We start from the raw sequence: 18,205 nt of genomic DNA on the forward strand, positions 1-18,205 counted from the left end.
GGCCGTCGGCGTCGGGCCCGGGAGCACTCCGGGACCGGCGCGGCTCACGCCGGGAAGATGACCCCCGCGAACCGGACGAGGACCGTCCCGAAGATCAGCACGAGCAGGGCGGCGGAGACGAACCACGCCCACTGCTCGGCGGCCCGCGCCACGCCGGCGGGCGCCGGCAGCACCCCGGCGCCCAGGTTGCGGGCCGTGGTGTGCACGACCAGGACGGTCTGCATCACCCACACGAGCATGCAGTACAGGCACAGGGCGTTGATCTCGAACGTGGTCTGCCACCACAGCCACAGCACGAACACCCAGCCGAGGGTCACCCCGAGCTGCAGCCCCCACCAGTACCAGGAGGCGAACCGGGCGCCGGCGAGCACCGCGAGCGCCACGGCCACGACCACCGCGTAGGCCACGATGCCGATGAAGGGGTTGGGGAAGCCGAAGGCCTCGGCCTGCGGCGTGCGCATGACGGTGCCGCAGGACAGCCACGAGTTGATGTCGCAGCTGGTGCGGTGCCCGGCGTCGAGGAAGAGCTGGAGCCGCTCGTACACGAGCGTGGCGGCGCCGTAGAAGCCGAGGAGGGCGGTCACGAGAGCCACGAGGCCCCAGCGCCGGTCGGCGCGGGCGTCGTGACCGCGGAGCACGGCGGGGGAGTCGTCGAGGGCGGACGGAGTGGAGGTCACACGCCGATCCTAGGCGATGCGCCCCGGGCCCTCCGAGGCCCCGCCGCGGAGGACCGCCGGAGGGTTGCGGGCCGTGACGAGGCCAATCCGGGCCGGACCGGGGCGTCTGTGAGATACTGGCCACGGTCGAGCCCGCCCGTACGCGGGATCTCGGCCCAGTCGGACTTCGACCCCAGGTCGGCAGGACCCGCGGCTCTCATCGGATTGAGCGCGTCCGCCGCCGGCTCAAGACCGTTGCCCTCGTGAGCAGCGGCTCGAAGCCCCGGACTGGCTCGTTGCCGTCCCCGCCCGTTCGCGAGGTGTGCGGGACGCGGCGGGTACGCACAGGACTTCTGGCCGCCGCGTGGACCCCCACCGGCGATACGCCGACCAAGCCGCTGCGGGGACCGGGTACGGACGGCGTACCGCGGCAGGAGCACAGCTGTATATGGATGCCGAACAGGTGAACCAGGCCGGGGCGCAGGACGCCCTGGACGCTGGTCAGCAGAACACATCGGACGACGCGCGCGCGGACCTCCCGGAGGCGGGGGGAGTGGTGCAGGACACCGCCCCCGCGACTCCGGCCGACGCGCCGGGCGACGTCCTCGACGATCCGTCGGAGGCCCCGGCCCCCGCGCCGGACGCCGAGCCGGACACCGGTGACGCCGCCGGGACCGACACCCTCGACGTCGCCCCGGGGACCGCGGTCCCCGGGGACGAGCGCCCCGGTGCGGTGGCCGAGGAGGCCGCCGCGCCCGGGAGCCCCGCGCACGGCACACCCGGTGCCGAGGAGGCCGCCGAGGGCGTCGAGCCCGCCGGCGAGACCGAGGACCTGGGCACCGGGGCCGACGCCCCTGCCGCGCCGTCCACGCCGGCCTCGGACGCGACGAGCGGTGCCGGGGAGGCACGGCCCCGGGAGACCGACGAGGACACCGACGAGGAGGAGCCGCGCACGGCGCTGGCCGCCGCCGTGACGGCGACCTCGCTGATGTTCCACGCTCCGGACCTCGACGAGCTGCGCGAGGCCGCCCAGCAGCGCGCCGCCCGCCGCCGGGAGGCGCGGCGCCGCCAGCAGGAGGAGAACGCCTCCGCCGAGGACCCGGGCGACGGCCCCGAGGAGCCGGACACGGCGGAGCTCGCCGACGAGGGCGAAGAGGCCGGACCGGACGCGGGCGGTGGCACGACCAGCCGGCGCCGTCGACGCCGCCGCCGCGGCGAGGTCGACATGGAGCTCGTGGGCGGCAGCGACGACGACCCGCCCAACACCGTGACCCGGGTCCGGGCTCCCCGCGCCGCGGAGGCCGCCACGGTCGACGAGGTCGTGGCCGTGAAGGGCTCCACGCGGCTCGAGGCCAAGAAGCAGCGCCGGCGCGAGTCCCGCCAGACCGGCCGCCGCCGCCAGGTGATCACCGAGGCGGAGTTCCTGGCCCGCCGCGAGTCCGTCGAGCGGCAGATGCTGGTCCGGCAGAAGGACAACCGGATCCAGATCGGCGTCCTGGAGGACGGCGTCCTGGCCGAGCACTTCGTCTCGCACACCCAGCAGGACTCCCTGATCGGCAACGTCTACGTGGGCAAGGTGCAGAACGTGCTGCCGTCCATGGAGGCCGCGTTCATCGACATCGGCCGTGGCCGCAACGCCGTGCTCTACGCCGGTGAGGTCAACTGGGACGCGTCCCGGCTCGAGGGCGGGCCCCGCCGGATCGAGGTCGCGCTCAAGTCCGGGGACTCGGTCCTGGTCCAGGTCACCAAGGATCCGGTGGGGCACAAGGGCGCCCGGCTCACGAGCCAGATCTCCTTGCCCGGCCGGTACCTGGTCTACGTCCCGGGCGGGTCGATGACCGGGATCTCCCGGAAGCTGCCCGACGTCGAGCGCGCCCGGCTGAAGAAGATCCTCAAGGACCGTCTGCCGGACGGGGCGGGAGTCATCGTGCGCACCGCCGCCGAGGGGGCCTCCGAGCAGGAGCTCACCCACGACATCAACCGGCTGCGCGCCCAGTGGGAGCAGATCCAGGAGCGGGCCGGATCGACGAAGACGCTTCCGCCCGAGATGCTCTACGCGGAGCCGGACCTGACGATCAAGACGGTCCGCGACGTCTTCAACGAGGACTTCACCACCATGGTCGTCCAGGGCGAGGAGGCGTGGGACAACATCGAGGCGTACGTGACCTACGTCGCACCGGACCTGCTCGACCGGCTCAAGAAGTGGGACGAGGACGAGGACCTGTTCGTGAACTACCGCGTGGAGGAACAGATCCAGAAGGCGCTCGAACGCAAGGTCTTCCTGCCCTCGGGCGGCTCGCTCGTGATCGACCGGACCGAGGCGATGACGGTGGTCGACGTGAACACCGGCAAGTTCACCGGCTCCGGCGGCAATCTCGAGGAGACCGTCACCAAGAACAACCTGGAGGCCGCCGAGGAGATCGTGCGGCAGCTGCGGCTGCGGGACATCGGCGGGATCATCGTGATCGACTTCATCGACATGGTGCTCGAGGCCAACCGGGATCTCGTGCTGCGCCGGCTGGTGGAGTGCCTGGGCCGGGACCGCACCAAGCACCAGGTGGCGGAGGTGACCTCGCTGGGCCTCGTGCAGATGACGCGCAAGCGCATGGGCACCGGCCTGCTCGAGGTGTTCTCCGAGCCGTGCGAGCACTGCGCCGGTCGCGGCGTGGTGGTCCACGACCACCCGCTCGAGGGCCGCTCCGGCGGCGCCACGGGGGAGTCCCGCGACCAGCGTCCCAACCGGACGGAGCGCAAGCGCGGCCGCGGGGGCCGGAACGAGCAGCAGCCTGCCCGGACGGAGCAGCGCTCCGGCGAGCCGGATCCCGCGGAGAAGGCCAAGGCCGAGGCCGCGCGGACGGCGTTCGCGACCATCGCCGCCGCCACCCATCACGAGGAGGCCGCCGCGGAGGAGCAGGCCCGCGCCGAGGAGACCGCCCCGCCGGCGGAGTCCCGGGCCGAGGGCTCGGGACGCTCCCGGAAGAAGCGGCGCGGCAAGCGCAGCCGCAACCGCGGTCAGGGCACGGACGTGGCAGAGCAGCAGCAGGAGACGGAGGAGAGTCCCGTCCCGGCCGCACCGGACCAGGTCCCCGCCGACGGGTCGCCGGCCGAGCAGGGCTCGCGCCTGACGATCAAGGGCGAGGTCATCGAGCTGCCGCAGGGCCACGCCCCCGTGGAGGAGCCCGCCGAGGCCCGGCCGCTGAGCCTGGACTCCCTCGCGGAGGCCTTCGAGCACAAGGCGCCGGAAGACGCCTCCGCTCCCCAGGACGGCACCGCTGTTGAGGAAACCGCCGCGGAGGACACCGCGGAGCAGGACACCGCGGCGGAGGACGATCGTGCGGGGACCGGCGAGCAGGAGAACGCCGCGCGGGAGAGCACGGCGCAGCAGGCTCCCGCCCCGGTACAGGCTCCGGAGCAGGCGAACGCCGAGCCGGCGCGCCCGCGCCGTCGCTCCCGGCGGGCCTCGGCTCCGGCGGCCCGAGCGGGAGAGGCCGAGGTGACCGCCGGCCGGGCGGCCACCGCGGAGGGCGCCCGGCACGAGGCCAAGGCCGTCGCCCAGCGCTCCCCGGAGGAGTCCTCCGGGCGGACGCCGACCGTCGTCGGCGTCGGCGTCAAGGCCGAGGACCTCACCAGCGGCCGGCCCGCCGAGCAGGGCTGAGCCGCCCCGCCGCAGCACGACGGAGGACCCCGACCAGCACGGTCGGGGTCCTCCGTCGTCACACGGTCCGCATCCCTGTCGGGCCGTGCACGGCCCGGGTAGCGTGGACGCACGACATGCGGGCCGACCGACCGGGCCGATCCGTCGGAACCCCGGCCCGCAGTGCCCAGGGGATGGCCATGAGCAGCAAACAGATCGTACTCACCGCGGGCCGCGAACTCTTCGGCGACCGGGACGCCTCGTCCGTCGACCGGCACTGGGCCCCGGACTACCGGCAGCACTCCGCGCTCGCGCCCGACGGCACGGAGGGGCTCCGAGCCATGTTCCAGCAGCTGCCCGACGACTTCCGCTTCGAGCCCCTGCGGGTGCTCGAGGACGGCGACATGGTCGCGGTCCACTGCGTGTACCACGGCTTCGGCCCCGAGCCCACGGTGGCGGTGGACGTCTTCCGCGTGGAGGACGGGAAGATCGCCGAGCACTGGGATGCCCTGGCACCTCTGCCCGGCGGATCCGCGGGGAGGCGCCGGACCGACGGCCCCCGGGAGACCACCGGGCACGAGCGCACGGCCGCGAACAAGGCCCTGCTCACCGAGTGGGTGCACGAACGGCTCATCGGTGCCGACCGGGACGCCCTCGAGGAGCTGGCCCGCGACCCGCGCTACGTGGAGCACGGTGCCGACCCGGACGAGCGGATCACCCGGGGCACCCTGCGCCGGGTGCTCGGTGAGGGCGACTTCGTGCTGACCGTCACCGAGGCCCTGCTCGGTCGCGGCAACGGCGGTGCGGAGCACGGCGACCCCGTCCCGGCCGGCTGCTACGACCTGTGGCGGGTGGCGGACGGTCGGATCCTCGAGCACTGGGAGGTCTGCCAGCCCGTCCCGGAGCGGATGCCGCACGGGAACGGCTTCTTCTGACTGTGAGGATCTCTCTCGCAGCCTGACGGTGCTGGGCCGGGGGAGGGGATCACGAGCGTGCCCCTTCGTCCGGGCGGCCGCCCCGCCGGTCAGGCCAGCGGCGGAGCCCCGGCCCCGCCGCCGGGCCCTCCTCGTCCGGGCTCCCTCGACCACTAGACTGGTGGGACGAACTGACACGGGGTGCCGCTCGAGCGGCTGAGAACACACCCGTCGAACCTGATCTAGCCAGTACTAGCGAAGGGATGTCGCAGATGCGCGATGCCGTACCCACTTCCGCCCGCACACCAGGAGCCGCCCGGCCGGTGCCACCGGACCCCGCGCTCGCCGAGGACGCCGCCGCGGCCCTGGAGGACCTGCGCTCCGCGGCTCCGCTCGTGCAGTGCATCACCAACGCCGTGGTCACCAACTTCACCGCCAATGCGCTGCTCGCCGTGGGTGCGTCCCCGGCGATGACCGACATCCAGGGTGAGGGCGGGGTCTTCGCCGAGTTCGCCGACGGTCTGCTCGTCAACACCGGCACGCCCACCGCCGAGCAGCGCGGTGCCGCCTACGAGGCGGTCGGGGCCCGGCGCCGCGCGGGCCGGGCGTGGGTCCTGGACCCGGTGGCGGTGGGCGTCCTGCCCGTGCGGACCGCGCTGGCCCGTGACCTGCTCGAGCTCCGGCCGGCGATCGTGCGCGGCAACGCCTCCGAGGTCATGGCCCTCGCCGGCGGCACGGGAGGGCGCGGCACGGACGCCACCCACGGCGTCGACGCCGCCCGGGACGCCGCCGCCGCGCTCGCCGTGCGGGCCGGCTCGGCGGTGGCCGTGTCCGGGCCCGTGGACCTCGTGCGCTCTCCGGACGGCACCGTCGTCCGGGTCCCGCACGGCACGGACCTGCTGACCCGCATCACCGGCGGCGGCTGCGCCCTGGGCGCCCTCATGGCAGCGTTCACCGCCGTGCGCGCGGACCCGGCCGCGGCGGCCGTGGCCGCCACCACGGTGTACACGCTCGCGGCCGAGGACGCGGCCGCCGACTCCGCCGGGCCCGGGTCCTTCGCCGTGGCGCTGCTGGACCGGCTGCACGCCGTGACGCCGGAGCGGATCGCCGCCCGGGCGGGGCTCGTGCGCGAGGAGGACGCCCGGTGAGCCCGCGTATCGACCCCGCCGCCCTGTCCCTGCACCTGGTGACGGACAGCGTCCTGAGCGCGCCCCGGACGGTCCCGGACGTCGTGGCGGCCGCCGTGCGCGGGGGCGCCACCATGGTCCAGGTCCGTGAGAAGGACGCGCCGGTCCGGGAACTCGTCGCCCTGCTGACGGCCGTCGCCGAGCGCGTGGGCCGGCAGGTGCCCGTGCTCGTGGACGACCGCGCGGACGTCTACCTCGCCGCCCGCGCGGCCGGCGCCCCCGTGGCCGGGGTGCACGTGGGCCAGTCGGACCTGCCCGTGGCGCTCGCCCGGCGGATCTGCGGTCCCGACGCCGTGCTCGGCCTGGGCGCCGCCACGGCGGAGGAGCTCGACGCCGCCTCCGCGCTGCCCGCCGGCACGGTCGACTACCTGGGCGTCGGAGCGGTGCGGGCGACCCGCACGAAGCCCGACCACCCCGCGCCGCTGGGCCTCGAGGGCTTCGCCCGCGCCGCGGCCCGCGCCACCCTGCCGTGCCTGGCCATCGGCGGAGTGCGGGTCGAGGACGCCCCCGCCCTGCGCGCCGCCGGCGCCGCCGGGCTGGCCGTGGTCTCCGGGATCTGCGCCCACCCCGACCCCACGGCCGCGGCCGCCCGCTACGCGCGGGCCTTCGCCGCCGTGCCCGCCGAGGAGGTGGCCCCGTGACCCCGCGCGTGCCCCGCGTCCTGGCCGTCGCCGGCACCGACCCCACGGGCGGGGCCGGCCAGCACGCCGACCTCAAGTCGATCGCCGCGATGGGCGGCTACGGGATGAGCGCCGTCACCGCCGTCGTCGTCCAGAACACCGTGGGCGTGCGCTCCATCCACGTCCCGCCCGTCGAGTTCCTCACCGCCCAGCTCGACGCGGTCGCGGAGGACGTCGAGATCGACGCCGTGAAGATCGGGATGCTCGGCTCCGTGCCGGTCATCGAAGCCGTCACGCGGTGGCTCGGGACCCACCGGCCGCCGGTCGTGGTCCTGGACCCCGTCATGGTCGCGACCTCCGGAGGGCGCCTGCTCGAGCCCGACGCCGAGGAGGCACTGCGCTCCATGCTGGGTCTCGCCGACCTGATCACCCCGAACCTGCAGGAACTCGCCGTGCTCGCCGGGGAGGACACGGCGTCGTCGTGGGAGGCGGCCCTCGCGCAGGGCCACCGCCTGGCCCGCGCCCACGGGACCCTGGTGCTCGTCAAGGGCGGGCACCTCACCGGGGACCGGACCCCCGACGCCCTCGTGGGCCCGGACGACCCGGAGCCCCTCGTGGCGTTCGACGGCGCCCGCGTGCGCACCGAGAACTCGCACGGCACCGGGTGCTCCCTCTCCTCGGCCCTGGCCACGCTCCAGGCCCGGCACGGGGACTGGCCCCGGAGCCTGCGGATCGCCCGGGACTGGCTGCGCGGGGCCCTCGAGGCCTCCGGGGAGCTCTCCGTCGGCCACGGGAGCGGCCCCGTCCACCACTTCCACCACGTCCAGGACGCCCTCGAGACCTGGGGGACGGCGCCGGAGCGGTTCAGCGACGAGCTGTGGGAGGCCTCCGCGGCCGTGCGGCGCGAGATCGAGGAGCTCGAGTTCGTCCGCCGCCTCGGCGACGGCCGGCTCGAGCAGGGCCGCTTCCTCGCCTACCTGGACCAGGACCTGCAGTACCTCGACGGCTACAGCCGGGCGCTCGCCCTCCTGGCCGCCAAGGCGCCCGACGAGGAGCAGCGGCTGTTCTTCGCGGCCGGCGCCGTGTCCTGCACCGAGACCGAGGCGCAGCTGCACCGGGCCCGGCTGCGGCACGCCGGGGACGACGGCGCCCGGGGCGGGCTCGGCGAGGTGACGCGGCGCTACACGACCTTCCTGCTCGCGGCCACCGCCGCGGAGCCCTACCCCGTGGGCCTCGCTGCTGTGCTCCCGTGCTACTGGGTGTACGCGGACGTGGGGCGCCACCTGGGCGAGCTCGCGGCGGCCGGCGGGCCCGACGAGCACCCCTACGCGGACTGGCTGGCCACGTACGCGGACGAGGGGTTCCAGGCGGCCACCCGCACGGCCCGGCGGCTGCTCGACGACGCCGCCCGCGGGGCCCCGGCGGACGTCAGGGAACGGATGCGGGAGGTGTTCCTGGAGGCGTGCGCGCTCGAGCGGGACTTCTTCGCCGCGCCGGGAACGGAGTGCCGGTTGGCGGGTGATGACCGGATCGAGTAGTCTTGCTCTTCGGTGCCCTGCCGGTGCGCGCGTGTAAAAACTCGACACCCCACCTGGCGGCACATGCGGGTGCAGTTCCTGAATTGCGGCGAACCTGCGCTGACCTCGGCCTAGTCCCACGGGCCGGTCACCGGCAGCTCGTCTCAACGTCGTTGGTCCTGACAGGTATGCGCTCGACCCACACTGTTTACACATGACGTCGAGAGAAGTGAGTTCCCAAGTGGTGTACGCGATTGTCCGCGCTGGCGGCCGCCAGGAAAAGGTTTCCGTCGGAGACCTCGTTACCCTCGACCGCGTCGCCGGCGGAGCAGGCAGCACCATCGAGCTCCCTGCCCTGCTGCTGGTCGACGGGGACGAGATCACCTCGGATGCCCAGACCCTGGCGAGCGTCAAGGTCACGGCCGAGATCGTCGAGAACCTCCGCGGTCCGAAGATCTCCATCCAGAAGTTCAAGAACAAGACCGGCTACAAGAAGCGCCAGGGCTTCCGTGCCGAGCTGACCACCGTGAAGGTGACCGGCATCGACGCCTGACCGGCCCGGTACCCTCCAGACTCCACCAGCCAGTAAAGACCCGAAGGTAGGCACACCTCATGGCACACAAGAAGGGCGCGAGCTCCACTCGCAACGGTCGCGACTCGAACGCGCAGTACCTCGGCGTGAAGCGCTTCGGCGGCCAGACCGTCAACGCCGGCGAGATCCTCGTCCGGCAGCGCGGCACCCACTTCCACCCCGGACTGAACGTCGGCCGCGGTGGCGACGACACCCTGTTCGCCCTGGCCGCCGGTCAGGTCGAGTTCGGCACCCGCCGTGGCCGCAAGGTCGTCAACATCCAGGCTGCCGCCGAGTAGTCGGAAGGACCGGCTCCGCCGGTCCCGGTGCGGGTCCCGACCCGCGCCACCCATTGTTTGATCTGTAGAGGGTGGGTGCGTCCAGCGCCCGCCCTCTACAGTCTTAACGCGGCCCGTGCGCGGGCCCGTCCGTTCTTGACCAGAGGAGTTCCCCGTGGCCAGTTTCGTCGACCGCGTCGTCCTGCACGTCTCCGGCGGCTCCGGGGGGCACGGCTGCGTGTCCATCCGCCGCGAGAAGTTCAAGCCGCTCGGGGGGCCGGACGGGGGCAACGGGGGAGACGGCGGCAGCGTGGTGCTGCGCGTGGACGGCCAGACCACCACGCTGCTGAACTACCACCACGCGCCCCACCAGTCCGCCCCCAACGGAGGCCCCGGCAAGGGCGACCTCCGCCACGGGCACAAGGGCGAGGACCTCGTCCTGTCCGTCCCGGACGGCACCGTGGTGAAAGACCGGGACGGCAACGTCCTGGCCGACCTGGTGGGGCAGGGCGCCGAGTTCGTGGCCGCCCCCGGCGGACAGGGCGGGCTGGGCAACGCCGCGCTGGCCTCGGTCAAGCGCAAGGCCCCGGGCTTCGCGCTGCTCGGCACGCCGGGCTCGGCCCGCGAGGTGGTCCTGGAGCTGAAGTCCATCGCCGACATCGCCCTGGTCGGCTACCCCTCCGCCGGCAAGTCCAGCCTCGTCGCCGCGATCAGCGCGGCCCGCCCCAAGATCGCCGACTACCCGTTCACCACGCTCGTCCCGAACCTCGGCGTGGTGCAGGCCGGGGACGTGCGCTACACCGTGGCCGACGTCCCGGGCCTGATCCCCGGCGCCTCCGAGGGCAAGGGCCTGGGACTGGAGTTCCTCCGCCACGTCGAGCGCTGCGCCGCGCTCGTGCACGTCCTCGACTGCGCGACCCTCGAGCCCGGACGCGACCCGATCTCCGACCTCGAGACGATCGAGGCGGAGCTCGCCGGCTACGCCGTCGACGGCGACCTCGACGGCGGGCAGGCGGTACCCCTCAACGACCGGCCCCGCCTCGTGGCGCTCAACAAGATCGACGTCCTCGAGGCCCGAGAGCTCGCCGAGTTCGTGCGGCCCGAGCTCGAGTCCCGCGGCTACCGCGTGTTCGAGATCTCCACCGCCTCCCACGAGGGACTGCGACCGCTGACCTTCGCCATGGGCGAGGTCGTGCAGCAGGCCCGGGCCGCCCGTCCGGCCCCGGCGGAGGCGCCGAGGGTCGTGCTGCGCCCCAAGGGGGTGCGCGGGCCCGAGTTCACCATCACCCGCGAGGAGCGCAACCTCGAGCCGCTGTGGCACGTGCGCGGGGACAAGCCCGACCGCTGGATCCTGCAGACGGACTTCAACAACGAGGAGGCCGTCGGCTACCTCGCCGACCGGCTCGCGAAGCTCGGCGTCGAGTCGGAGCTGTTCAAGCAGGGCGCCCGTCCCGGCGACGCCGTGCTCATCGGGCCCGAGGACGACGGCGTCGTCTTCGACTGGGAGCCCACGATGGTCGGCGGCGCGGAGCTGCTGGCCGGGCCCCGTGGCACCGACCTGCGCTTCGCGGACATCGACCGCCCCACCCGCGAGCAGAAGCGCCAGCAGTACCAGGACCGCAAGGACGCCAAGGCCGCCGCCCGCGCTGAGCTCGAGGCCGAGCGAACCGCCGGGGTGTGGACGGAGTCGGTCGACGCCCGGCGCGGAGAAGCCCAGGAGGAGCCCGGCACCGACGACTGACCGCACCCGCGGGACGCGCCCCGACCGCACGTCCGGCTCGACCCGCGGCCACCACCCCACGAACGACTGACCCGACACACCGACGACGCCCACCGGACGAGGGAGACGCCCAGGATGAACGAGCAGACGAACGAGATCGACGTCGAGCAGCTCGAGGAGGTCGCGGAGAAGTCCGCGGTCCAGCTCAGCAGCGAGAACCGCGGCAAGAACCGGCGCAGCCCGATCGAGAACCGCGAGGACATCCCGCGCGCCCACCGCGTGGTGGTCAAGGTCGGCTCCTCCTCGCTGACGTCCATCGAGAGCTCGATCGACGAGCAGGCCGTGCGGATGATCGTGGACGCCCTCGGCGAGACGAAGGCCCGCGGCATCGAGATCGTGTTCGTCTCCTCGGGTGCGATCACGGCCGGCCTGGCGCCGCTGGGGCTGTCCCGCCGGCCCAAGAACCTGGCCGGCAAGCAGGCCGCCGCCGCCGTGGGCCAGGGGCTGCTCATGGGCCGCTACATCGAGTCCTTCGCCCGCTACGGCGTCACCGTGGGCCAGGTGCTGGTCACCGCCGAGGACCTGATGCGCCGCAGCCACTACAAGAACACCCACCGCCAGATCGAGCGACTCCTGGACTTCGGGGTGCTGCCCATCGTCAACGAGAACGACGCCGTCTCCAGCCAGGAGATCAAGTTCGGCGACAACGACCGGATCGCCGCCCTGATCGCCCACCTCATCAAGGCCGACGTGCTGCTGCTGCTCTCCGACGTGGACGCCCTCTACACCATGGACCCCCGCAAGGGCGGGGAGCGGATCCCGGTGGTCAACGACCCCATCAAGGACCTGGAGGGCGTGCAGATCGGCTCGGTCGGGGCCGCCGGCGTGGGCTCGGGCGGCATGGTGACCAAGGTCCAGGCCGCGCGCATCGCGGCGGCCTCGGGCATCCCCGCGCTCGTCACCTCGGCCCAGAACATCACCCGCGCCCTGGACGGCGAGGACGTCGGCACCTGGTTCGCGACCTCCGGCGGGCGTCGCAACGTCCGGCTGCTGTGGCTGGCCCACCTCGCGGACATCAAGGGCTCCCTGACCCTGGACCCGGGCGCCGTCGACGCGATCCGCGACCGCAACTCCCTGCTGGCCGCCGGGGTCATCGGCGTGTCCGGCACCTTCGAGGCCGGCGAACCCGTCTCGCTGCGGGACCCCGCGGGCAAGGAGATCGCGCACGGGCTGAGCAACTACTCCTCGGACGAGATCCCGCCGATGCTCGGCAAGTCCACCTCCGTGCTGGCGGACGAGCTCGGCGACGACTACAGCCGGGAGCTCGTGCACGTGGACAACCTCGTGGTCCTGCGGGCACGCGGCGCACGGACTAAACTGAAGAAATGACTTCCGCCGCACACGATTCCGTGACCACCGACGAAGCCACCCGCACGACCGACAAGGCGGTCGTGTCCGACCATGGCGTCATCGCCACCTTCGGGGAGGATCCCGTCGCCGGCGTGTCCGCGATGGCCGACGACGCCCGGACCTCCGCCCGCATCCTCGGCCGCGCCACCCGGGCCTGGAAGGACCGGGCGCTGCTCGCCATCGCCGACCGCATCGAGCGCAAGCAGGAGGCGGTGCTCGCCGCGAACGCCAAGGACCTCGAGCGCGGCCGCGTGAACGGCACCTCCGCGGCCCTCCTGGACCGGCTGAAGCTGGACCCCGAACGGATCACCGGACTGGCCGACAGCCTGCGCGATCTGGCCGCCCTGCCCGACCCCATCGGCGGGTTCGTCCGCGGGTCGACCCTGCCCAACGGCCTGCGGATGCGCCAGGTGCGCGTTCCGCTGGGCGTGGTCGGGGCCATCTACGAGGCCCGCCCCAACGTGACCGTGGACATCGCCGGCATCGCCCTGAAGTCCGGCAACGCGGTGCTGCTGCGCGGCGGCTCGGCCGCGGAGGAGAGCAACCGGGCCCTCGTGGGCATCATCCGTGACTCCCTCGCCGACGTGAAGCTGCCCGTGGACTGCGTCCAGAGCATCGACGAGTACGGCCGCGAGGGCGCGAATGCGCTGATGGCGGCCCGCGGGAAGGTCGACGTCCTCATTCCGCGCGGCGGGCACGGGCTCATCCAGTCCGTCGTCCAGAACGCCAAGGTCCCCGTCATCGAGACCGGCGAGGGCAACGTGCATCTGTTCGTCGACCGCTCGGCGTCGAAGGACATGGCCGTGGACGTCGTGCTCAACTCCAAGACCCACCGCACGAGCACGTGCAACACCACGGAGACCCTCCTGCTGCACAGCGGGTTCGAGCACGGGGCCGCCGTGCTGGCCGCCCTCGACCGGGCCGGCGTCACGCTGCACGTGGACGAGCGGGCCGAGTCCATGCTGCCCGCCGGCAGCCACCACCTGCGCGCCACGGACGAGGACTGGGCCACCGAGTACCTGTCCATGGACCTGGCCGTCAAGGTCGTCGACTCCGTCGAGGAGGCGCTCGAGCACATCGACCGCTGGACCACGCGGCACACCGAGGGCATCGTCACCAACGACCTCCCCACCGCCGAGCGGTTCGTGGCGGAGATCGATGCCGCCGCGGTCATGGTCAACGCCTCCACCCGGTTCACCGACGGGGGCCAGCTGGGCCTCGGCGCCGAGATCGGCATCTCCAACCAGAAGATGCACGCCCGGGGGCCGATGGGCCTGGAGGAGCTGACCACCACGAAGTGGATCGTCCAGGGCGACGGGCACGTCCGCACCTGAGCCGCGGACGCGGCGGGCCCGCCGCGGATTCAGTACGATGAGAGCCGTCCGGGCCCGCCGGCCGATGCGGCCCGGGCCGCTCACCGACCACCCCCGCCGCTGAGTCGGCACGAGAAGGGATCCCCATGTTCCAGCAGACCGTCACCACCGTCCTCGCCGCCGCCGAGGGCGGGCACGCCGCCGCCGAGCCCGGAGTTCCCGCGTGGGTCTGGGGCGTCTCCGTCTTCGTCGTGCTGATCGGTCTCCTGGTGGTGACGCTGTCCTACGCCAACCGGAGCCTCAGCCCGGAGGTGGGCCGGCACGAGGATCCCGCCGACCTGCCCGCGGACGAGCGCGCCATGCTCGACGAGTACGCCGCCAAGCGCCACGCCTGAGCCGGGGAACCCCACCGTCGTGACGACCGCTCCGCAGGACACCGCCGCCCGGCCCCGGGACCTGCCCCTGACGGGCACGGCCGTCCCGCCCCGGACACCGGGCCGCACCAGGCTCGGCGTCATGGGCGGGACGTTCGATCCCATCCACCACGGCCACCTCGTGGCCGCGTCCGAGGTCGCGGGGGAGTTCGACCTCGACGAGGTCGTGTTCGTCCCCACCGGGCACCCCTGGCAAAAGGCGGCCGGGGCGGTGAGCCCCGCGGAGCACCGCTACCTCATGACGGTGATCGCCACGGCCTCCAACCCCCGGTTCACGGTCAGCCGGGTGGACATCGAGCGCAACGGACCCACGTTCACGGTCGACACCCTGCGGGACCTGAAGCGCCAGCGCCCTGAGGCGGACCTGTTCTTCATCACGGGCGCCGACGTCATGGCGGAGATCCTGACGTGGAAGGGCGCGGAGGAGCTGTGGGAACTCGCGCACTTCGTGGGCGTCACCCGGCCGGGACACGACCTCGCCGCGCCCGTCGGCTCCAGCGGCGTGAACCTCCTCGAGGTGCCCGCGATGGCGATCTCGTCCACCGACTGCCGTGCCCGCGTGGCAGAGCACAAGCCCGTCTGGTACCTCGTGCCCGACGGCGTGGTGCAGTACATCAACAAGTACGGCCTCTACCTCCGCACCGGGGACGGGGCGACGACGGACCACGTCGGCGCCCGCAGCGCCTCGACGAAGGCGCCCTGATGGCCGGGGAGGACGACGTGCGGGACACCCCGGAACGAGGGGAGGACCGGCCGCAGGAGCCGCCGCCCGTGCCCTCGGGGCCCGTCATCGACCTCGGCGGGGACGCGGTGCAGAACTCCTCGGAGCGGGAGGACGACCGGACCCCCGCAGGGCGGCCGGTGCCGTCCGGTCGGGACCCCGGCGAGGACGAGGCGCCCGGCTCCCCGGGACGGGAGGACGACCGGACCCCCGCAGGGCGGCGGGTGCCGTCCGGTCCCGCCCCCGTCATCGACCTCGGCGAGGACGCCGTCCCGGTCCGCCCCGCCAAGCCCCTCGGCCCGCGGCGGCTGGCCCGCCTGCAGCGCGAGCTGGCCGAGCGAGCCCGCGAGCTGGAGGAGGCCGGCGGTCCTGCGGACCCCGAGCTGCTCGAGAAGCAGCGCCGGTTCGCGGAGCTCGCGGCCCAGGCCGGGGCGGCCCAGACCGACCCCGGGACGGGCACCGCCGTCCAGGAGCCGGTCGCCCCGGCGCCCGCGGAGCCTCCTTCCGCACCGCCATCCCCGGCGCCGCCGGAGGACCCGCAGGAGCCGCTCGAGCAGATCACCGTCGTGTTCCCCGGTGGCGGCGGTCCGGCCGGGCCGGACGGGCACGTGTCCCACGACCCGGTGCACGTCGACCCCGCCCTGTTCAGCAACCGGCTCGCGCCGGAGGACCTGGCGGCGCTCACGCACATCGAGATCGTCGCGCCCGGGCACGCCGAGCACCACGGCTCGCACGCCGCCACGTCGGTGGCACCCGCTCCGGCCGCCGACCACGAGGCCCCGGTGGGCGCCGAGGAGCGATCGCAGGCCCCGCCCGAGCCCGCTTCGCCCGGGCCCGCTCCGGGAGCGGCGACGTGGTCCGAGGCCGAGGAGGAGCCGCCGGCCCCGCCCGTGCCGGCCGACACCGCCGAAGGGCTCGAGCTGCTCGAGCGGCGGGAGTACCGGCGGCGGACGGGCAGCGCCTGGTGGGTCCTGCTCCTGCTGGCGGTGTTCGCCGCCCTTGTCGTCGTGCTCGTGCTCTTCGTGCTCTGAGCACACCGCCTGCTGTCCTGCACCACTCGTCCCTGCACCACTCGACCACTCCATCCGTCCCCGTGGGACGGAACCTCCGGTTCGCCGGGAAAGGATCCTTCTTGACTGTCAACGATCTCTCCCTCTCCATCCTCCGGGTCGCGGCCTCCGCGGCCGACGCCAAGCAGGCCCACGACATCGTGGCCCTCGACGTCAGTGAGGCCCTGGGCATCACCGACGCGTTCCTCGTCGCCTCCGCCTCCAACGAGCGGCTCGTCAACGCCGTGGTCGACGAGATCGAGGAGAAGCTGGTCGAGCAGCTCGAGCTGCGCCCGATCCGCCGCGAGGGCCGCTCCGAGGGGCGCTGGGTGCTCCTGGACTACGGCGACGTGGTGATCCACGTCCAGCACGACGAGGACCGGGCGTTCTACGCCCTCGAACGGCTGTGGCGGGACAGCCCCGTGGTGGAACTCGGAGCGGCCACGGACCAGGCCGCGCCGGCGCCCGCCGCCGACGATTTGCCTTGATCCTGATCGACTGCCTACTATGAATGCGTTGCCCAGCGAGGTGCTGGATCAACCGGAAGAGGGTGACCGTCAAGGACGCCTTCGAGGTTGTGATAGCCTCTTGCGAGGCAACGACCTGGGGCTGTGGCGCAGCTGGTAGCGCATTTGCATGGCATGCAAAGGGTCAGGGGTTCGAGTCCCCTCAGCTCCACCAGGAAGAAAGAGCCTGTTCCGCATTGCGCGGGGCGGGCTCTTTCGCTTTCTCAACCTCCTCCCTTCCGCTCGTTGACGCGTCCTGTTAGCGTCAGCACCACCGGCGGCCGCTCTCCGTGACCTGGCTCACAGTGAGATCCGGGTCACAGTGTGACGAGTTCCGTCGGAGACGAGGACGTCCACGGTGGCCATCCACCGTGGAGGTCCGTGACGGACATCCACCACGGAAGAGGTCAAGATGGCAGGGAACAGAGCGGTTGCCTACAAGGGGCCCGGCAAGGTCGAGGTCATCGACACCGAGTACCCCGAGTTCGAGCTCAAGGACGCCCCGGGGATCAACGAGGCCAACATCGGCCGGAAGGTCCCGCACGGGGTCATCCTCCGGACGGTGAGCACGAACATCTGCGGCTCGGACCAGCACATGGTGCGCGGACGCACCACGGCCCCGACCGACCTGGTCCTCGGTCACGAGATCACGGGCGAGGTCATCGAGTGCGGACCGGACGTCGAGTTCATCCAGGTCGGGGACATCGTCTCCGTCCCCTTCAACATCTCCTGCGGGCGGTGCCGCAACTGCAAGGAGCGCAAGACCGGCATCTGCCTCAACGTGAACCCGGACCGGCCGGGCTCGGCCTACGGCTACGTGGACATGGGCGGCTGGGTCGGCGGGCAGGCCGAGTACGTGCTGGTGCCCTACGCGGACTGGAACCTGCTGAAGTTCCCGGACCGGGACCAGGCCCTGGAGAAGATCATGGACCTGACCATGCTCTCCGACATCCTGCCCACCGGCTACCACGGCGTGGTCACGGCCGGCGTGGGCGTGGGCTCCACGGTCTACATCGCCGGCGCCGGACCGGTGGGCCTCGCGGCGGCGGCCTCGGCCCACCTGCTCGGGGCCGCGGTGGTGATCGTGGGGGACATGAACGAGGAGCGGCTGGCCCAGGCGCGCAGCTTCGGCTGCGAGACCGTGGACGTCTCGAAGGGCTCGCCCGCCGAGCAGATCGAGCAGATCCTCGGCGTCCCGGAGGTCGACTGCGGCGTGGACGCCGTCGGCTTCGAGGCCCGCGGGCACGGCAAGGACGCCTCCCACGAGGCGCCGGCCACCGTGCTGAACTCCCTGATGGACATCACTGCCGCCGGCGGAGCCCTGGGCATCCCCGGCCTGTACGTCACCGGGGACCCCGGGGCCGTGGACGAGGCCGCGAAGCAGGGCTCCCTGTCCATCAGCCTCGGCACGGGGTGGGCGAAGTCCCTGGCCTTCACCACCGGGCAGTGCCCGGTCATGAAGTACAACCGGCAGCTGATGATGGCGATCCTGCACGACAAGATCCAGATCGCCAAGGCCGTCAACGCCAAGGCCATCCCGCTGGAGGAGGCGCCGCAGGGCTACGCCGAGTTCGACGCCGGAGCCGCCACCAAGTACGTGCTCAACCCCAACGGCTACATCAAGAACTAGCCGGCAGGCCCCCAGCGCCCGCGGGGCGGAGCGGACCGGACGCCC

At 73.2% G+C, this 18,205-nt stretch carries 16 protein-coding genes, 1 tRNA gene and 1 riboswitch; of the genes, 16 read left to right on the top strand and 1 reads right to left on the bottom strand.

Going from position 1 to position 18,205, the window contains the following annotated elements; genetic code table 11:
- Positions 1-44: 44 nt before the first annotated feature.
- Complete coding sequence (locus tag ACH9D2_RS06465; protein ID WP_396362021.1) at positions 45-677, bottom strand: vitamin K epoxide reductase family protein; 633 nt, start codon at positions 675-677, stop codon at positions 45-47.
- Between the two features lie 427 nt (positions 678-1,104).
- Here ACH9D2_RS06465 and ACH9D2_RS06470 point away from each other — a divergent pair, with 427 nt between their 5' ends.
- The 16 genes from ACH9D2_RS06470 to fdhA all read left to right on the top strand — a co-directional run bounded on the left by ACH9D2_RS06470 (position 1,105) and on the right by fdhA (position 18,160).
- Entirely contained in the window at positions 1,105-4,311 is a 3,207-nt protein-coding gene (locus tag ACH9D2_RS06470; RefSeq protein WP_396362022.1) for an Rne/Rng family ribonuclease, read from the top strand.
- A gap of 179 nt (positions 4,312-4,490) precedes the next feature.
- Positions 4,491-5,225, top strand: a complete 735-nt coding sequence (locus tag ACH9D2_RS06475) for a nuclear transport factor 2 family protein (protein ID WP_396362023.1) — start codon at positions 4,491-4,493, stop codon at positions 5,223-5,225.
- A 166-nt stretch (positions 5,226-5,391) separates the two neighbouring features.
- Positions 5,392-5,485: riboswitch (TPP riboswitch) on the top strand.
- Between the two features lie 42 nt (positions 5,486-5,527).
- A complete protein-coding gene (gene thiM, locus ACH9D2_RS06480; RefSeq protein ID WP_396362024.1) occupies positions 5,528-6,352 on the top strand; it encodes a hydroxyethylthiazole kinase in 825 nt (274 codons plus the stop codon).
- On the top strand, positions 6,349-7,032 hold the full coding sequence (gene thiE / locus ACH9D2_RS06485; protein ID WP_396362025.1) for a thiamine phosphate synthase: 684 nt from the start codon (positions 6,349-6,351) through the stop codon (positions 7,030-7,032). The genes thiM and thiE overlap by 4 nt, the downstream gene beginning before the upstream one ends.
- Positions 7,029-8,549 (top strand): bifunctional hydroxymethylpyrimidine kinase/phosphomethylpyrimidine kinase, encoded by a 1,521-nt coding sequence (locus ACH9D2_RS06490; RefSeq protein WP_396362026.1) that lies wholly within the window; start codon positions 7,029-7,031, stop codon positions 8,547-8,549. The genes thiE and ACH9D2_RS06490 overlap by 4 nt, the downstream gene beginning before the upstream one ends.
- 220 nt (positions 8,550-8,769) lie before the next feature.
- Positions 8,770-9,081, top strand: a complete 312-nt coding sequence (gene rplU, locus ACH9D2_RS06495) for a 50S ribosomal protein L21 (protein ID WP_396362034.1) — start codon at positions 8,770-8,772, stop codon at positions 9,079-9,081.
- 59 nt (positions 9,082-9,140) lie between these two features.
- Positions 9,141-9,398, top strand: coding sequence for a 50S ribosomal protein L27 (gene rpmA, locus ACH9D2_RS06500; protein WP_017834601.1), 258 nt, complete (start codon positions 9,141-9,143; stop codon positions 9,396-9,398).
- 154 nt (positions 9,399-9,552) lie between these two features.
- A complete protein-coding gene (obgE, locus tag ACH9D2_RS06505) occupies positions 9,553-11,118 on the top strand; it encodes a GTPase ObgE (protein ID WP_396362027.1) in 1,566 nt (521 codons plus the stop codon).
- A 114-nt stretch (positions 11,119-11,232) separates the two neighbouring features.
- Positions 11,233-12,486, top strand: a complete 1,254-nt coding sequence (gene proB / locus ACH9D2_RS06510; protein WP_396362028.1) for a glutamate 5-kinase — start codon at positions 11,233-11,235, stop codon at positions 12,484-12,486.
- Positions 12,483-13,841, top strand: a complete 1,359-nt coding sequence (locus ACH9D2_RS06515) for a glutamate-5-semialdehyde dehydrogenase (RefSeq protein WP_396362029.1) — start codon at positions 12,483-12,485, stop codon at positions 13,839-13,841. The genes proB and ACH9D2_RS06515 overlap by 4 nt, the downstream gene beginning before the upstream one ends.
- A 125-nt stretch (positions 13,842-13,966) precedes the next feature.
- On the top strand, positions 13,967-14,215 hold the full coding sequence (locus tag ACH9D2_RS06520; protein WP_396362030.1) for a hypothetical protein: 249 nt from the start codon (positions 13,967-13,969) through the stop codon (positions 14,213-14,215).
- A 61-nt stretch (positions 14,216-14,276) separates the two neighbouring features.
- Positions 14,277-14,957: a nicotinate-nucleotide adenylyltransferase gene (gene nadD, locus ACH9D2_RS06525; RefSeq protein ID WP_396362036.1), complete on the top strand. Its 681-nt coding sequence runs from the start codon at positions 14,277-14,279 to the stop codon at positions 14,955-14,957.
- Positions 14,957-16,006 (top strand): hypothetical protein, encoded by a 1,050-nt coding sequence (locus ACH9D2_RS06530; RefSeq protein WP_396362031.1) that lies wholly within the window; start codon positions 14,957-14,959, stop codon positions 16,004-16,006. Before nadD ends, ACH9D2_RS06530 begins: the two co-directional genes overlap by 1 nt.
- Positions 16,007-16,107: 101 nt before the next feature.
- The gene (rsfS, locus tag ACH9D2_RS06535) at positions 16,108-16,512 is read left to right on the top strand and encodes a ribosome silencing factor (protein WP_396362032.1); all 405 of its coding nucleotides are present in this window, start codon (positions 16,108-16,110) and stop codon (positions 16,510-16,512) included.
- Positions 16,513-16,629: 117 nt separating this feature from the next.
- Positions 16,630-16,705: transfer RNA gene (locus ACH9D2_RS06540), tRNA-Ala, on the top strand.
- Between the two features lie 237 nt (positions 16,706-16,942).
- The gene (gene fdhA, locus ACH9D2_RS06545; protein ID WP_396362033.1) at positions 16,943-18,160 is read left to right on the top strand and encodes a formaldehyde dehydrogenase, glutathione-independent; all 1,218 of its coding nucleotides are present in this window, start codon (positions 16,943-16,945) and stop codon (positions 18,158-18,160) included.
- Positions 18,161-18,205: the final 45 nt, after the last annotated feature.

The sequence above is a fragment of the Kocuria rhizosphaericola genome, from assembly GCF_044462205.1.
Taxonomy (GTDB): Bacteria; Actinomycetota; Actinomycetes; order Actinomycetales; family Micrococcaceae; genus Kocuria; species Kocuria rhizosphaericola.